Origin of the sequence: Fibrivirga algicola (assembly GCF_011742925.1) — a bacterium.
GTDB lineage: Bacteria > Bacteroidota > Bacteroidia > Cytophagales > Spirosomataceae > Fibrella > Fibrella algicola.
On record NZ_WAEL01000008.1, the window covers coordinates 89025 to 103546 of the forward strand.

The following is a 14522-nucleotide window of genomic DNA, read 5'->3' on the forward strand; positions in this document are numbered from 1 at the left end:
TCCGCTTGTCAGTCGATCGTGACTTAGGCAGCGCAGCATCAAACCACAAACGGCAAACTGAGAACTCCACATGCTCAAATCAATGACCGGTTTTGGTACTGCGACCGTCGAAGCCAATGGCTTATCAGCAACCGCAGAAGTCAAGACCTTGAATTCTAAGTTTTTAGATATATTCTGCCGATTACCACGCGGCTTTTCCGACCGCGAAATTGAGGTACGGAACCTACTGACCCAGCAGCTCGAACGCGGAAAAGTAGAGTTCAACCTCAACATTACCCGTACGGCCGACCTACGGCCAACGGTAACTGTAAACAGGCCATTGGTGGCGGCATACGTCAAAGACCTGACCGATGCCGCCAGTGGCGCGTCGCTGAGCTTATCGCCCGACGAGGTGTTCCGGCTGGCTATGGGTATGCCCAACGCGTACCTGAGCGAAACCAGCAGCAACTCCGACAACGCGCAGGAAGACTGGGCCACCATTCAGGAAGCCGTGACCGAAGCTATCCGCCGCTGCAACGAGTTCCGGCAGCAGGAAGGCGCTTCACTGGAAGGTAAATTCCGCGAGTACATCCAGACTATCACCAACCGCCTTGCCGACATCGAAGTACAGGACGTTACCCGTATTCCTGCCGTTCGCGAGCGGATGCGCACCAACCTGACCGAGATGCTCAACAGCGACGATTTTGACCGCAATCGCTTTGAGCAGGAGTTGGTTTACTTCGTCGAGAAATTCGACATCTCAGAAGAGAAAGTACGGCTCAAAAACCACCTCCTGTATTTCATGGAGGTGCTGGCAACGGAAGAAGCAAACGGCAAAAAACTCAATTTCATTGCCCAGGAGATTGGCCGGGAAATCAACACGATCGGCTCAAAAGCCAACGACGCCACCATTCAGCGATTCGTGGTACAGATGAAAGATGAGCTGGAAAAAATCAAGGAGCAAACGATGAACGTGATCTGAGTACAGTTCACTATCACAAAAAGCCGCCCTGTGCAGCGCCTTCTCAGGTACGTTGCACAGGGCGGCTTTTTATGGGTACGTGCTGCGGGTTCCGCATCGGCCAACGCAACTCACTTCTTTACCGTAATCGCAGTTATGGAGATCTGCGGAATCTGGCCGGCAGCGGCTCCGGCGTCATTAGCCGTAATTTGCTTCAGCGTTTCTTTCTTTCCCGTCAGCTTACCCGAGAAACGTACCTGAATGGGTGCTGCTGGATCGGCCTTGAGCGCTTGTTGCTTTACGCCCTCCGTCAGGTTCACCGGATAAAGACGAGTGGCTGATTTGGCGTCCGGAATGGCCAGGATATATTGGTAAGCCCCCCGCGAGTATACCGACACCAGCAACACACCATCCGCATTGGTATAGTTGGCCGGTTGCGCTTTCTGTGCCTGGCACGATAGCAACGTCAGGGTAAGCAGGCTGGTTAATAACGTAGCAAGTGGAGTATAGATCATCAGTCTGAGGGAGTTATGGCGACGGGCACAGCGACCCACCGGGCGGTACAAACTAATAACGAAACAAAACCCGTTTAATCCTGTATTTCTGACAAAGAAACAACCATGAATACGCTCCCACTCGACTTTTATCAGCAACACGACACCCTCACGCTAGCTCAGTTATTACTTGGCTGCGAGCTGGTCCATGAGTCGCCGGAGGGCGTTACAGCGGGTATCATTGTCGAGACTGAAGGTTACATCACCGGCGACCCTGCCTGTCATGCCTATCGCCGCCCAACTCCGCGCAATGCCGCCATGTTTGGTCCTGCAGGTACGTTGTATGTATACCAGATCTATAACCACTACCATTGCATCAACGTAGTAACAGGTCCGGAGGGAGTGGGCGAGGCTATTCTGATTCGGGCCCTGCAACCCACCGAAGGCATCGGGCTGATGGCCATGCGCCGTAATGAAGCCTTAAAAACGGGCTTCGAACGTTACCGAAACAACACTGTCGACCCTACAACTGCCGATGGGTTCCGCAACCTGTGCAATGGGCCCGGCAAACTCGTCATCTCCCTGGGGATCAACCGGCAGGAACACAATTTTTCGTCGCTCATTACCGGCCCTGTCGCCATTCGCCCCCGCGCACTCACCGACTTTGAGATGGTCACAACTACCCGCATTGGCATAACTCAGGGCGTCGACCTCCCCTACCGCTACTACGTGAAAGGTAATCGATTTGTCAGCAAAAAGTAGTTTACCAGCCCATTCCATCTCAACTACCCTTATCTCAATAATAGACAATGACAAGAGCTGATCAGGTATAACATAGCAACTTATTACTTAAGTAATCAAACTAATATTTCAACATAATTACATATATTAATTTATTAATTAGTTTAATTATACCAACACTTACTATACTTTTTACTGTTAAAAGCATACACATATGTAGTTAAAAGAATAAATACATAAGTATAATACTATATAATTCATTAGTTCATTCGTGTATTGCTTTGTAAACTGCTTGTATACATATATTTATATGAAAATTCACACTTAAGTGATACTCAATTCGATTATTCATCATGAAAATTTCTATTCTATCCTCACTGGTCGCTACCAGTCTTGTAATGGCTACCCTTGCCTGTACCGATTCTGTTGATCAACGCAATTTACCCAGCCCATCGGGTGCTAAAGAGTCAGCTAGTACGGCTCAGGGTATCATGGCCGACCTGGATGTAACGCCCGTTACGATCACACAGGGAGTTGTGTATACGTTCAATAAAGATGCTGCCAAGACGTACTACACCACATCGGCTCCGTCGGGACCAGTGGTAAATACGGGTTCTGGTTCTATTCAAACATCACCGGGTGCACCAGCACCGGACCCGATTGGGAATAATAATGTGCTCAGCGATAAATGTGTATTCTACGCTGGAGGAAAGCTGACAGATTACAGCTACACGAAAGTTGTAAACGGCACAAGAGGCTGGAAATGGTCGTACACCTATCAAGTTACAGGCGCTACAGTGGCTCCCCTTACTGCCTGGGATTCGAAGGTAACCGGTGGTGAAGAAACAGCTGAGGTACCCGTTAACGTAACCATTGCCGGTCTATCTGCCCTGTCGTCGAAAACGCACCCCTTGAAGTATTCGTTTAGCCTGCTGGCCGACGATGGCCTTACAAGCCGGGTTACCGACCTGAAGATTACCATCACCAATGCTGAAGGCACTGTTGTGAGCGAGACCCCGATTTCGAGCTCTATCGTAAATGGCACAGATTTCCGATACATGACCAACGCCGGTACGAACGGCAACTACGTCGATCTGATCGCTAACACAACCGTTACGAATTACCTGGGCTACAACGCCAATGGCAAAATGGCCTCTGACATTCTGTTGTTCGATTCATTCTCAGGCAACAACGCAAGCAGCAATATCACCTGCGCTAAAGGCGACGAAGTAAAGCCAGTGCTGGGCGTCGGTGAGTACACCGTTACACTTACGGGTGTCGTAAAAGGCAATGCAGCCAGCAACTCAACCACTGTATCTGTGTCGAAAAAAGTAATCGTATCAGGTAACTGTAATTAATAATCAGTTATCCGTTCTCAATCCTGATAACAGTGTCTGTGACCGGGATTACATTGAGGCCAGGAGTATAGTGAACTAGAAAAACGATGTGAGGTCAACCTGATATCGTTTCGCTGTTTCGCTATCTTCTGGCTTCTTTTATATAGTAGCGGTACAGGCAGCACCCCAGCAGATGCCTGATGTATGTATTCGAAGCAGTCGGTACAACTACCAAGGATCTTGCAACAGCGTCAGTAGTTGTAACGACCCATACGTCAGATTCTTTACTGTACGGCATAGCCGGTTGGGGGGCCTCTGTAGTTTAGGCTATCTATGGAAGAGTACTCACCGACAACGGCTTTCCCGTCTGTCCCCCGCCCCGGGCTTGTGTTGAGCCAAAGCAGGCGATTGAGATTCGTTACGTTCTTTTATCTCTATGTGATGCAGGGGGTTCCGGCTGGGTTCGCCACGACTGCACTCGCCAACTACCTCGCTGCCGAAGGCCTTCGTCCCGACCGCATCGGTACGTTCGTAGCCATGCAGGGACTGCCCTGGACGTTTCAGTTTATTTGGGGGCCATTCATCGATAAATTCCAGGGATCAGCGCTGGGTCGACGCAGACCGTGGGTGCTGGTAACGCAGTTTCTGGCTTTTCTGGCTTCGCTGTCCATGCTGTACATCGATGATCCTGCCAGTAATGTCACGCTGCTCGGTTTGACATTCCTGATTCACGGCACCTTCGCATCAGTGCAGGACGCCAGCGTTGACGCGATGGCCATCTCGACCATTCCCCAACATGAGCGTGGTCGCATAAACGCCTGCATGCGCGGTGGCTTTCTGCTGGGAACGGGTCTTGGCGCGGCGGGTTTATCCTACATTATGCACCATGAGGGCTTCCACACGGCTGTGCTTACGCAGTCGGCTTTCTTACTACTTGCCACAGGCTGTACGTTTTTCATTCGCGAGCAGGCCACCGATGCTTTAATACCCGGTCAACCCCGCAACGCGCTACAGGCTACCAACGCTCAGCAGCATACACACCCCATTGGCTGGCTATTTCGAGAATTATTCCGAGGTCTGACGGCCCGCAAAAGCCTGAACTGGTTCATCCCGATCTTGCTAGTGTATTCGGCTCAAAACGCGTTCATACGGGCCTATAACGTTCACTTGATCCAGAAACTGGGCTGGAGCGACACAGCACTCTCTGGCCTTACGGGAAGCTATGGTGTGTTGATTGTTATTGCTGTAATCCTGGTGGGTGGCTGGTTGGCCGATCGGTTGGGGGCAACCAAACTAATACCCTATATCATGGCATTCCATGTAACGTACCTGCTGACCATCACGCTGCTGGCTCCCTACTGGACGAATCAGGTCGTTGCCGCAGCGGGGGCTATTTGCTGGAACATGATGGACCCCAGCCTCAGCGTTGCTGCCATCCCGATCCTGATGGCCCTCTGCCGCACCGATGTAGAAGGCTCGCAGTTCACAACCTACATGGCACTCATTAATCTGTCCGACGTCATTGGGGCCTTCCTGTCCGGGCACGCTCAGCGCCTGGTGCAAGCCCCCACTATTGGCCTCTTCGCCGCCGCAATGGCCAGCGCAGCACTGGGTTGGGTCATCTGGACGGGCCGAAACCGAGCGAATGCTGATCGGCTAACCAGAGATAGCGGGCGGCCTCGTTCCAGCTAGCTGTAACAGGGCCGGAGTCAACTGAATCGTGGTGGCATTTGAGATTACTTCGAACGTTGGGGTTTTCATCCTCACCCGATATGGAACGGTGATCCCACCTTTGGTCTTTTTCTCCAGTTCTACACTCAGAAAATGGTTTGCCCGCATAGTCATTTGCCAGTAACTATTGCCGCACGATGAGGCACTCGAGGTCTGAAGGATTTTCCATTGCCCATCAACAAACACCTCTGTTGCAATGCCGCTAAGGGTGGCATCCTGCCGGGGTACGTTCAGTGTATCCGCTGTTGCATTGACAAGGTAGAGTTTGATATACTCGCTGCCGTTAGCATGGCGAAAAATCGCATCCTTGTTGGGAATAATCAGCCGGATACCCGATCCCGGCTTTCCCAATGAACTGGGTAATCGACTAATAGGCAGTTGATCTTGGCTGTCTTCATTTTCGTCAGATACCCAGGCAGTCGTATAACGTTCCCATACAAACTGATCCTGCGCCCTCAAGGAGTTCGGCAGGCAAACGACCAGTAACAAGAGTACGCAGAATATTGAAAGCTTCATAGTCAGCCGATTAAGTAAAGCGAACGATAAATGAGGTGGTTTATTACCGGAACAGGGCCTTGCGAAAGTAACGTACCTGGTAGCAGTACGCTATAGCATAAACAGATTCAACTGACCTGCGTTGGCTTTACGGCGTGACCCTTCGTGTTCCAGCAACCATTGCTTGCGCCATAGCCCACCGGCATAACCAGTCAGGCTACCGTCGGAGCCAATGACACGGTGGCAGGGTACCACAATGGCGAGTGGATTACGCCCATTGGCTGATGCCACCGCCCGAATGGCACGCTCGTCGCCCAACTGCCGGGCCAGGGCCAGGTACGAGCGCGTTTGCCCAAAGGGTACCGTCAGCAGGGCTTCCCAGACCCGTTGCTGGAAAGGCGTACCGATGGGGTTCATCAGAAAAGTGAAGTCTTTACGAATACCATCGAAATAGTCGGTTAGCTGATCGACAGCCTGTTGAAGGGGCGGGGGCAGATTTCGCATCAGGAACAGATCGGGCATGGGATCATCCAGGCAGGAAATGGCCGACACGCCCGATACGTCGCCGGTGATGCGGAGGGTGCCCAGTGGTGAAGACAGGTACGTATGCATACAACTGAAGCAGGGAAAGTTGGGTCAGACCGCCAGCCTGACCATCACTGCCAGAAGCTAACTTACGAAAAATGCCCGATCAGCACATCGTCGAGCATCGCTTTAGTAAGCGGTTTATTTCGGTAGCCCGTTACCTCATTGAACTGTTCAGCGCGACTCTCATCGCTCGGATTGAGCGACGTGGTCAGCATCATCACCACCACATTACTCTTCAGGTTATCGGCTAGTTTGTGGTACTCTTCCAAAAACTCAAATCCGTTCATGCCGGGCATATTGATATCCAGCAAAATGACCTCTGGTCGAACGTAGTCAGGTGAGCTGGTATCAGACAGGTAAGCAAGGGCTTCATTCCCATTCTCGGCTACGCGAATTGTATCGCAGTTTCCCCAGTCGGCAATGACCAACTGGTGAATGTAGTTGTCGTCGGGGTCGTCATCGACCAGCAAAATACAGTGGAGACGTTTATCCATGGGTGTTGAGTAAAACAATCAGCTGGCAAAATTGCGGCCTAATTGAATGCGAGAGTAGGTTCGTTTGCTTAGTAACCGTAAAATGGTGGAGATATCCTGAAAAACTTAGTCATTGTACCGTGCCTGAGCCATTCGTACAGCCAAGCCATAAGCTATGAGTTGGCGTCGAAGCCACTCCATTTGCAGCCAGGCGACTCTGGAGCCGGTCAGTCTACTACAGCAACTTTCGGGCCGATATTTCTGTACCGGTAGCCCCTAACGTACAACGCACCAGACCGTTACTGGACTGGTGCGTTGACATGAATGGGTCGTCATTTAATCCTGACGGCGGCTGCGCTCATTTTTTTTATCCTGCTTCGCTGCTTTCTTTTCCTTCGGCGATTTAGTCGGTTCCTTTTTTTTCTCGGAACGGGCATCCTGTGCTTTAGCCATTGTTACGCTGTGTTTAGGTTGTCAAGGTACAAAACGATCGGTAACGGTGGTATGTTGCCCGTAAATCGCTCACCGGCAGCACGAATTCGGCCCGAAATTTGACTACGTTTCGTTAACCCATCTCTATCCGTTAATCTTATGTGTCGTTTACTGCTTCTGCTGGTGCTTTTGCCCTGCTTTGGGTTGGCTCAGCCCATTGTTCTCTCCAACAAGCCAACGAATACGCTTTTCTCGCTGGCGGCGGTCGATGCCAAAACAGGCGCAAAACTTCCCGCTGCTTTTAAAGTACATGCCTATCTGGCAAAAAAAGATTATGCTGGTCCAGCCACCCCCGTCCGCGACTTCGAATTTATCATGACCCGCGCCGACTCATTGCTGGTGGTAGCCTCAGCGCCAGGCTATGACGAAGGTGAATTTGTGATGGTTGCCCCCTGCGACACCTGTGCCACCTACGGCTACTCGGTTCCACTCGACAGGACTGACACCATATTCAGGCAACTCACCAAAGGAAAAGCCATTCAGCTCGATAAAGTGTATTTCGACCAGAGTAGCTACCACATGCGCCCCGAGTCGTTTGAACAACTCGACAAACTGGTCCGCACCCTCCAGGGCGAGCCCGCACTTCGAATCGAAATTGCCGGCCATACCGATAACGTCGGTGACCGTCGCCTCAACAAATTACTGTCTGAAAACCGGGCTAAGGTGATCACTAACTATTTGACCACAAAAGGTATCAGCGAGGCCCGGCTCCAGAGTGCAGGGTATGGCGATAGCCGCCCGGCCGCGCCCAACGATGTAGAAGAAAATAAACGCCGTAACCGCCGCGTTGAGTTTGTGGTGCTGTAGCAAACCCGTTGGTATACCGATGCGTAGTACCTTTGGCACCTGACTCTATTTCTGCCGTGGTACCTATTCAAGAGCCTTCTATTGTTCGCCGTATTTGGGGAGACGCCGACGTCATTTTACTTGTCTTCGCCGGGTCGGCCGCTGAGTTCGCGCTTAACAAAGCCGTCGATTGGTTATTCTTTACCGGAAAGCTCCCCGCCGATCCTATTGGACGATTGTTTTCTACAGTTCAGTATGCGCAGCAGATTGTTTTTGCCGATGCTGCACAGGCTCGGCAAGCTGTGGGCCGGATGGCGTCTATCCATGCGGGCGTCGAAAATAAACGGGGTTACGCCATTCCCGACTGGGCCTACCGCGACGTACTCTACATGCTGATCGATTACTCAGAACGAGCCTATGCCCTGCTTCATCGACCGCTCACCGATGCCGAACGCAACGACCTGTTCGAGGTATTCAGGCATGTGGGCGAAGGCATGAACGTACCTGGCCTACCCGCTACGTATGCTGACTGGGTTGTTGACCGGCAAGCACACCTGGCCAATGACCTCGAACGCAGCACGTATACTGATACGCTGTTCCGGCGGTATCGTGAAGAAATTGGTGATTGGCGGTACGACTTGCTACGGCAAGCTCAGAGCCTGTTGGTCCCAACCCGCGTTGCCACCATGCTCGACCTGCCCCAACGCCCCTGGCTGGCCAGCCTACTCTGGATCTACCCCTTAAGCCGTTCCCTGGGCCTACGTGCATTGGTGCAGCGCATTTTGCTACCAACCACGTACCTGGGTAAGATTCAGGCCCTAGAACGCAAGCCATAGCCTTATTGAGTAGCTACGAAAAAGGGTCGATCCCAAACTTGATGATCGACCCTTTTTCGTAGCTACTCAATAACAACTTACGCCATCTCGGTTTTGAATTCCGATGTTTTGTGAAACGTGATATCCGGGTTGTTATCCTGGTTCATCCGCAGCATCCAGTCCGACTCAGCCAGGAACACAGGATTCTGGTCTTTATCGTAGGCTACCTGGTTGCCTTTCAGACGAATAAATTCGTTCAGCTTGACTTTATCGTCGGCGGTAATCCAGCAGGCGCGGCTCGTGTTCATAGGCACCCAGCGGCACTTAGCCCCATACTCGTGTTCGAGGCGGTACTGAATCACCTCAAACTGAAGCTCACCCACCGTACCCACAATTTTCCGGTTACCCAGGGCCAATGTAAATAATTGCGCCACGCCCTCGTCGGTCAACTGCTGAATGCCTTTGTCCAACTGCTTGGTTTTCATCGGGTCGAGGTTGACCAGTTCTTTGAACAACTCGGGCGAAAAGCTCGGAATGCCTTGATACTGAAAATCTTCACCTTCGGTCAGTGTATCGCCAATCTTGAACGTACCTGTATCGTACAGGCCGATCACGTCGCCGGGGAACCCTTCATCGACAACGGCTTTAGCGTCGGCCATAAAGCTGAACGGGCTGGAGAACCGCACGTCTTTGTCGAGGCGGGTGTGGTGATAAAACTTGCCTCGCTCGAACAAGCCCGAACATACCCGCAGAAATGCAATACGGTCACGGTGACGCGGGTCGAGGTTAGCGTGTATCTTGAATACGAAGCCACTGAATTTGGGCTCCTCCGGTTCCACGATCCGCTTATCGGTTGGCCGGGCAATAGGCTCAGGTGACACTTGACAGAAACCGTCAAGCAGTTCCTTCACGCCAAAGTTGTTAACCGCCGATCCGAAAAACACGGGGGCAATCTTACCCGCCCGGTAAGCTTCTACGTCAAACGGATCATATACGCCTTCGATCAGTTCCACATCCTCGCGTAGCTGATCGGCATCGCGAGTGCTAACCTTTTCGTCGAGCAGTGGATCATCCAGCTCGATAGGCAAGACATCGTCTTCTACTTTGGTTTTATTGACACGGAAGAAATATAACTTTTTCTCGTAAAGGCTGTACACCCCTTTGAAGTCAGACCCCATATTAACGGGCCACGTCAGGGGACGTACCCGGATGTTCAGTTTCTCCTCGAGTTCGTCCAGCAGGTCGAACGGGTTACGGCCTTCGCGGTCCATTTTGTTCACGAAGATAATTACCGGCGTATCCCGCATCCGGCACACCTCCATGAGGCGTTCGGTCTGCTCCTCCACCCCTTTTACGCAGTCGATGACCAGGATAACGCTGTCAACAGCGGTCAGGGTGCGATACGTATCTTCGGCAAAATCTTTGTGACCGGGCGTATCAAGGATATTTATCTTCTTTCCGTCGTAGTCGAAGGTCATTACCGACGTAGCCACGGAGATACCCCGTTGCTTCTCGATCTCCATGAAATCGGAAGTAGCCGACTTCTTGATTTTATTTGATTTTACAGCGCCGGCGGTTTGAATGGCTCCGCCAAAAAGCAGCAGTTTTTCGGTCAGTGTGGTTTTGCCGGCATCGGGGTGGCTGATGATGGCGAAGGTCCGCCGACGGGCAATTTCCTGCTCTCTGTTCATTTAGTACTTTTCTAAGAATCAGGGAACAAAGGTACGAAAAAACGGGGGTAAAGGGAAGTTACTCCGCACAACGAGCGAGCTATCGCACACGATCGGGCAGCCTAATTGATTCCTCACCGGCAAAAAACCTTCAGCAGGTCTGTCTGTTTACTAGAGAAAAACGATAACGTTATGAAAAAGAACACATATGCAATAGCGCTGCTGGCCCTTGCGCTGGGTACGTTCCAGGTGAGTTGCGAATCGAAGACCGAGAATAAAGCCGAGAACGTAGCCGAGGCGAAGCAGGAAGTGGTGGATGCCCAGGTAGACGGTGCTACCAAAGAAGAGGTCATGAATAAACAGGCGGATCTTGATTCGGCCCGAAAAGACTTCAAGAAGACGTGGGATGCCGACCGCGATGATATGCGCAAGGAACTGAATGCCGAAATTGAAGATATAGATGAAAAAACAGCCAAGTACGAACGCGACATGGCATCGGCTTCGGGAGTTGCCAAGACCAAGATGACAACTGCCATTTCAACCCTGAAAAAGGAACGGGCTACTATGACAGGGTTACTGAAACAACTTGATCAGGTTACAGCCACTAGCTGGACTACGACTAAAAAAGCAATAGAGACAGTTAAGGATGGCGTTGACGACCGTGTAGATGCCCTGGACGTCGATTAATTCCGTTGAGGACAACGTTACTTTCACTTAGTCGACCCGTCACTAGGCGTAGTACAATCAGTATTCACACGTGTCCGTGTGACTCCCCGACCTTCCACAGTCGGGGATTTTTTGTGGAAAAAAGTGTGTAAAAAAGTCTACACTTTTTCGCGCAATACAGCAGCCATTTGCCGCTTTAAACAACAATAATTAAACATAAAACACTGATTACCAATACATTTTTTTGATTGCTTACTTTCTATTACAGCTTATTTCTAATCTGGCACAATTATTTAACTATGTCGGCAGAACAGCAGGCAATATGACAACTTCTATGAACTGGACTCCTACTCACTTTCCCGCTGCAATGCGGTCATTAAGCCCGAGCACTCGGGCGAAAGCGATTGAATTAGCAAACCTGATGATGGCCAACGGTGGCGTAGATCGTCAGGAAGCAATTCAGGCCAGTATCATTGAAGCTCGCCGGCAAGCCCGTGCGTCATATCCCGACACTCAAACACAATCGGCATACAACTTTCCTCAAGCCTAGTTAAACGCCTCGATAACCCATTTTAACCATGATCTGGAATAAGACTATTTACGACACATTAACCGGCTGTGCCGCTTTGTGCGACGAATCTGCCACCGAATCATCACGGGCAGCTGATATTGAAAACTGGTACCGGTTCATCTTTCTTAATCTGGACTGTGCCGATCTATGTCGTCAAGTAGCTATGCTTTATGTTCGTGGATCAGAAAACACCCGTTTGCTTGCTCAGACTTGCATCGAAGTGTGCGAAAAGTGTGCAAACGAGGCGCAGCAGTTGACTGGTGAGCGGGCAAAGCAGGTATACGCTATGTGCCAGCAGACAATCGTTAGCTGCTCAAGCATCCTGAAGATGGATGCGCCCCGCGAAGCGGATACCATCGCAACATCAACGCCAGCTTCGCTCTTCTACGGCATCGATCTGCGCGACGCGCTTTATAACTAATCATACCAGTTTACAGTTTTAAGTTTACCGTTTTCAGTATTCCTGCTTTCAACGAACTGCTTTAACTGGCAGCTCACCTGAAAACGGCAAGCTGAAAACAGTAAACTTTTTTTTTGCTCAACACTATGGAAACTCAACAACAGAAAAACGCCGGCTTAGAAAAAATCAAAACAATGGTCGATGACATTCGTATCGCTATGATGACGACCGTTGACGAACAGGGAAACCTGGTAAGTCGACCAATGGCCTGCATGCAAATGGATGCCGATGGTACGTTCTGGTTCTTCACCGCAAAGTCGTCGCCGAAAGTAGAACAGGTCGAACACAACGAACGCAAGGTTAACCTTAGCTTCGCCGACGCGGGAGACTCTGATTTTGTATCGATCTCGGGTACTGCCCAGGAGATAGACAACCGGGCTAAGATCGACGAACTGTGGTCAGACATGGCAAAGCCCTGGTTCCCCAAAGGCAAGGAGGATCCTGAACTGACCCTGTTGAAAGTACATACCGAAATGGCCGAATATTGGGACTCGAACGACAGCCGTATCGTGCGCCTTTTCGAGATGGCCCGCGCCGCCATTACTGGTGACACCTACAAAGAAGGTGAAAACGTAAAAATCACCAATTAATAGTTTGCCGTTTGCGGTTTTACTGTTTGTCGTTACGCTGCCAGTTCAGCATACGTACCTGAGTAGCGCAACGACAAACAGTGAAACTGTAAGCACCAAACGTATTAATCATGATTGTTCGTCTTGTTGACGTGGGCTGGGAAATCGCTCACCAACCCGCCCATGGTCTACTGGCTTTTCAGTTAGCCATGCATTGGCAACCGGCTATGCGCCCGCAGCACTGGCCCGAAACGCTGATTGCCCTTACCGAACACGACGACGGTCAACTCCCCTACGAAGGACGTAATCACCTGACGGAAGCAGGTGCTCCACTTGATTTTCAGGTACTGGAATTCTCGGCTGATCAAGCTAAAACCATGGTAGAAGTGGCTTTGCAGAAAAGTCGCTGGAATGCCCTGATGGTGTCTATGCACGCTACATTCCTGTATGAAGAAAAGCGTGGCAAATCAACTGAGCTGGATCAGTTTCTGGATCAGCAGCAAGACAATCAAAAGTCGTGGCGACGGCAATATGGCGTATCCAAAGCCGTAGCGCAGTACGCCTACGATTTTGTGCAATGGTGCGACGCCTTTTCGTTGATTCTTTGCATGAATCAGGTACCGCCGGAAGGCCGCCGATTGGAGATCAGCGTTGGCCCCGACGGCGTGCATTATTTTGTTCTTCAGCGACCAGACGGTTCACTCTGCGTTGACCCCTGGCCTTATGACGTACCTGAGTTCAGCGTTCAGCTTGAGTACAACACCGTTTCGCAGCTTATGTTTACCGATGACAAAGCGCTCTACAATGCTCTTCAGCAGGCGCCTATCCAGGTACGTGAATGGAGATTGTGTAAGGAGTAAAAGACTGGTGTAGCTCACTAGCTGTTTCTGCTACCGAAAATAGCACTGCCAACGCGCACCATGGTACTCCCTTCATCGATAGCGATCAGATAATCACTGCTCATCCCCATCGATAGTTCACTCAGAGTCACGTTGGGCCGCTCAACTGACTTTAGCGCGTCAAATAGCTGTTTAAGGCTTTTAAACTCCTGCCGTATCTGCCCTTCATCATTTGTATTGGTAGCAATTCCCATCAGGCCGACAATCCGGATATTGGTCAGTTCATCCAAAGCGGGGGACTGTACCAAATCGATTACTTCGTCGGGAAGAAGCCCGAATTTAGTTTCCTCATCAGCGATATATACCTGTAGCAGGCAATCGATCACACGATCGTTTTTACGGGCCTGACGGTTAATTTCCTCAAGCAATTTAAGGCTATCCACCGACTCGATCAGACTGACAAAGGGAGCAATGTATTTCACTTTATTGGTTTGCAGGTGACCAATCTGATGCCAGCGCACATCGGCAGGGAGCTGCGGTTGCTTGTCGGCCATTTCCTGCACGCGATTCTCGCCAAAACGCCGACAGCCAGCGTCGTAGGCAGCCTGAAGCATAGCCACTGGTTTCGTTTTGGTAACGGCTACCAGCGCTGCTCTACCTGCTATTTGTTGCTCAATTTGCTGTATAGAATCTTGAATTGTCATATGTAATGCACGGCACGTGGCCTACCATTAGGGAAGATTGTGCAAAGATAGGTTTGAGTTTCGTGGAGAATGCCGTAGTTTTTCCCCCTCAAACCAGTGAATTCGCTCAACAAGCTATACCATTTGTCCGTGAGCGGCCGTTTCCACTCTA

General features: G+C 50.8%; 17 protein-coding genes. 11 read left to right on the forward strand and 6 right to left on the reverse strand.

All coding sequences use genetic code 11. The features are described 5' to 3' along the window. The first annotated feature begins 70 nt into the window (after positions 1-70). Entirely contained in the window at positions 71-961 is an 891-nt protein-coding gene (locus F7231_RS20430; protein WP_166693356.1) for a YicC/YloC family endoribonuclease, read from the forward strand. Between the two features lie 110 nt (positions 962-1071). On the opposite strand, the gene F7231_RS20435 is transcribed toward F7231_RS20430, so the two are convergent. Next, a complete protein-coding gene (locus F7231_RS20435; protein WP_166693357.1) occupies positions 1072-1455 on the reverse strand; it encodes a hypothetical protein in 384 nt (127 codons plus the stop codon). Between the two features lie 105 nt (positions 1456-1560). Here F7231_RS20435 and F7231_RS20440 point away from each other — a divergent pair, with 105 nt between their 5' ends. The 3 genes from F7231_RS20440 to F7231_RS20450 all read left to right on the forward strand — a co-directional run bounded on the left by F7231_RS20440 (position 1561) and on the right by F7231_RS20450 (position 5204). Continuing rightward, on the forward strand, positions 1561-2196 hold the full coding sequence (locus F7231_RS20440; RefSeq protein ID WP_166693358.1) for a DNA-3-methyladenine glycosylase: 636 nt from the start codon (positions 1561-1563) through the stop codon (positions 2194-2196). Between the two features lie 332 nt (positions 2197-2528). Further along, positions 2529-3533, forward strand: a complete 1005-nt coding sequence (locus F7231_RS20445) for a hypothetical protein (RefSeq protein WP_166693359.1) — start codon at positions 2529-2531, stop codon at positions 3531-3533. A gap of 312 nt (positions 3534-3845) precedes the next feature. Continuing rightward, positions 3846-5204: an MFS transporter gene (locus F7231_RS20450; RefSeq protein WP_166693360.1), complete on the forward strand. Its 1359-nt coding sequence runs from the start codon at positions 3846-3848 to the stop codon at positions 5202-5204. On the opposite strand, the gene F7231_RS20455 is transcribed toward F7231_RS20450, so the two are convergent. The 3 genes from F7231_RS20455 to F7231_RS20465 all read right to left on the reverse strand — a co-directional run bounded on the left by F7231_RS20455 (position 5169) and on the right by F7231_RS20465 (position 6820). Beyond that, positions 5169-5759, reverse strand: a complete 591-nt coding sequence (locus tag F7231_RS20455) for a hypothetical protein (protein ID WP_166693361.1) — start codon at positions 5757-5759, stop codon at positions 5169-5171. The genes F7231_RS20450 and F7231_RS20455 overlap by 36 nt on opposite strands. Before the next feature lie 90 nt (positions 5760-5849). Continuing rightward, on the reverse strand, positions 5850-6350 hold the full coding sequence (locus F7231_RS20460) for a methylated-DNA--[protein]-cysteine S-methyltransferase (protein WP_166693362.1): 501 nt from the start codon (positions 6348-6350) through the stop codon (positions 5850-5852). 62 nt (positions 6351-6412) lie between these two features. Then, a complete protein-coding gene (locus F7231_RS20465; RefSeq protein WP_085412960.1) occupies positions 6413-6820 on the reverse strand; it encodes a response regulator in 408 nt (135 codons plus the stop codon). 570 nt (positions 6821-7390) lie between these two features. Between F7231_RS20465 and F7231_RS20470 the strand changes: the two genes are divergently transcribed. Together F7231_RS20470 and F7231_RS20475 are read left to right on the forward strand one after the other, a co-directional pair. Beyond that, positions 7391-8098, forward strand: coding sequence for an OmpA family protein (locus F7231_RS20470; RefSeq protein WP_166693363.1), 708 nt, complete (start codon positions 7391-7393; stop codon positions 8096-8098). 56 nt (positions 8099-8154) lie between these two features. Then, positions 8155-8913: an oxygenase MpaB family protein gene (locus F7231_RS20475; RefSeq protein WP_310589362.1), complete on the forward strand. Its 759-nt coding sequence runs from the start codon at positions 8155-8157 to the stop codon at positions 8911-8913. Between the two features lie 77 nt (positions 8914-8990). Here the strand turns inward: F7231_RS20475 and F7231_RS20480 are convergent, their stop codons facing one another. After that, positions 8991-10583 (reverse strand): peptide chain release factor 3, encoded by a 1593-nt coding sequence (locus F7231_RS20480; RefSeq protein WP_085412957.1) that lies wholly within the window; start codon positions 10581-10583, stop codon positions 8991-8993. Between the two features lie 171 nt (positions 10584-10754). Between F7231_RS20480 and F7231_RS20485 the strand changes: the two genes are divergently transcribed. From F7231_RS20485 to F7231_RS20505, 5 genes are all read left to right on the forward strand, one after another. Then, positions 10755-11249: a hypothetical protein gene (locus tag F7231_RS20485; RefSeq protein ID WP_166693365.1), complete on the forward strand. Its 495-nt coding sequence runs from the start codon at positions 10755-10757 to the stop codon at positions 11247-11249. Between the two features lie 223 nt (positions 11250-11472). Then, positions 11473-11778 (forward strand): hypothetical protein, encoded by a 306-nt coding sequence (locus F7231_RS20490; protein WP_229364875.1) that lies wholly within the window; start codon positions 11473-11475, stop codon positions 11776-11778. Between the two features lie 28 nt (positions 11779-11806). Continuing rightward, the gene (locus F7231_RS20495; RefSeq protein ID WP_085412954.1) at positions 11807-12220 is read left to right on the forward strand and encodes a four-helix bundle copper-binding protein; all 414 of its coding nucleotides are present in this window, start codon (positions 11807-11809) and stop codon (positions 12218-12220) included. A gap of 125 nt (positions 12221-12345) precedes the next feature. Further along, positions 12346-12849 carry a pyridoxamine 5'-phosphate oxidase family protein gene (locus F7231_RS20500; protein ID WP_085412953.1) on the forward strand — a complete coding sequence of 168 codons (504 nt, stop codon included), beginning with the start codon at positions 12346-12348 and terminating at the stop codon, positions 12847-12849. A gap of 110 nt (positions 12850-12959) precedes the next feature. After that, positions 12960-13688 (forward strand): DUF3891 family protein, encoded by a 729-nt coding sequence (locus F7231_RS20505; RefSeq protein WP_166693366.1) that lies wholly within the window; start codon positions 12960-12962, stop codon positions 13686-13688. 17 nt (positions 13689-13705) lie between these two features. Here F7231_RS20505 and F7231_RS20510 read toward each other — a convergent pair whose 3' ends face one another. Further along, positions 13706-14371 carry a YggS family pyridoxal phosphate-dependent enzyme gene (locus F7231_RS20510; RefSeq protein WP_166693367.1) on the reverse strand — a complete coding sequence of 222 codons (666 nt, stop codon included), beginning with the start codon at positions 14369-14371 and terminating at the stop codon, positions 13706-13708. Positions 14372-14522: the final 151 nt, after the last annotated feature.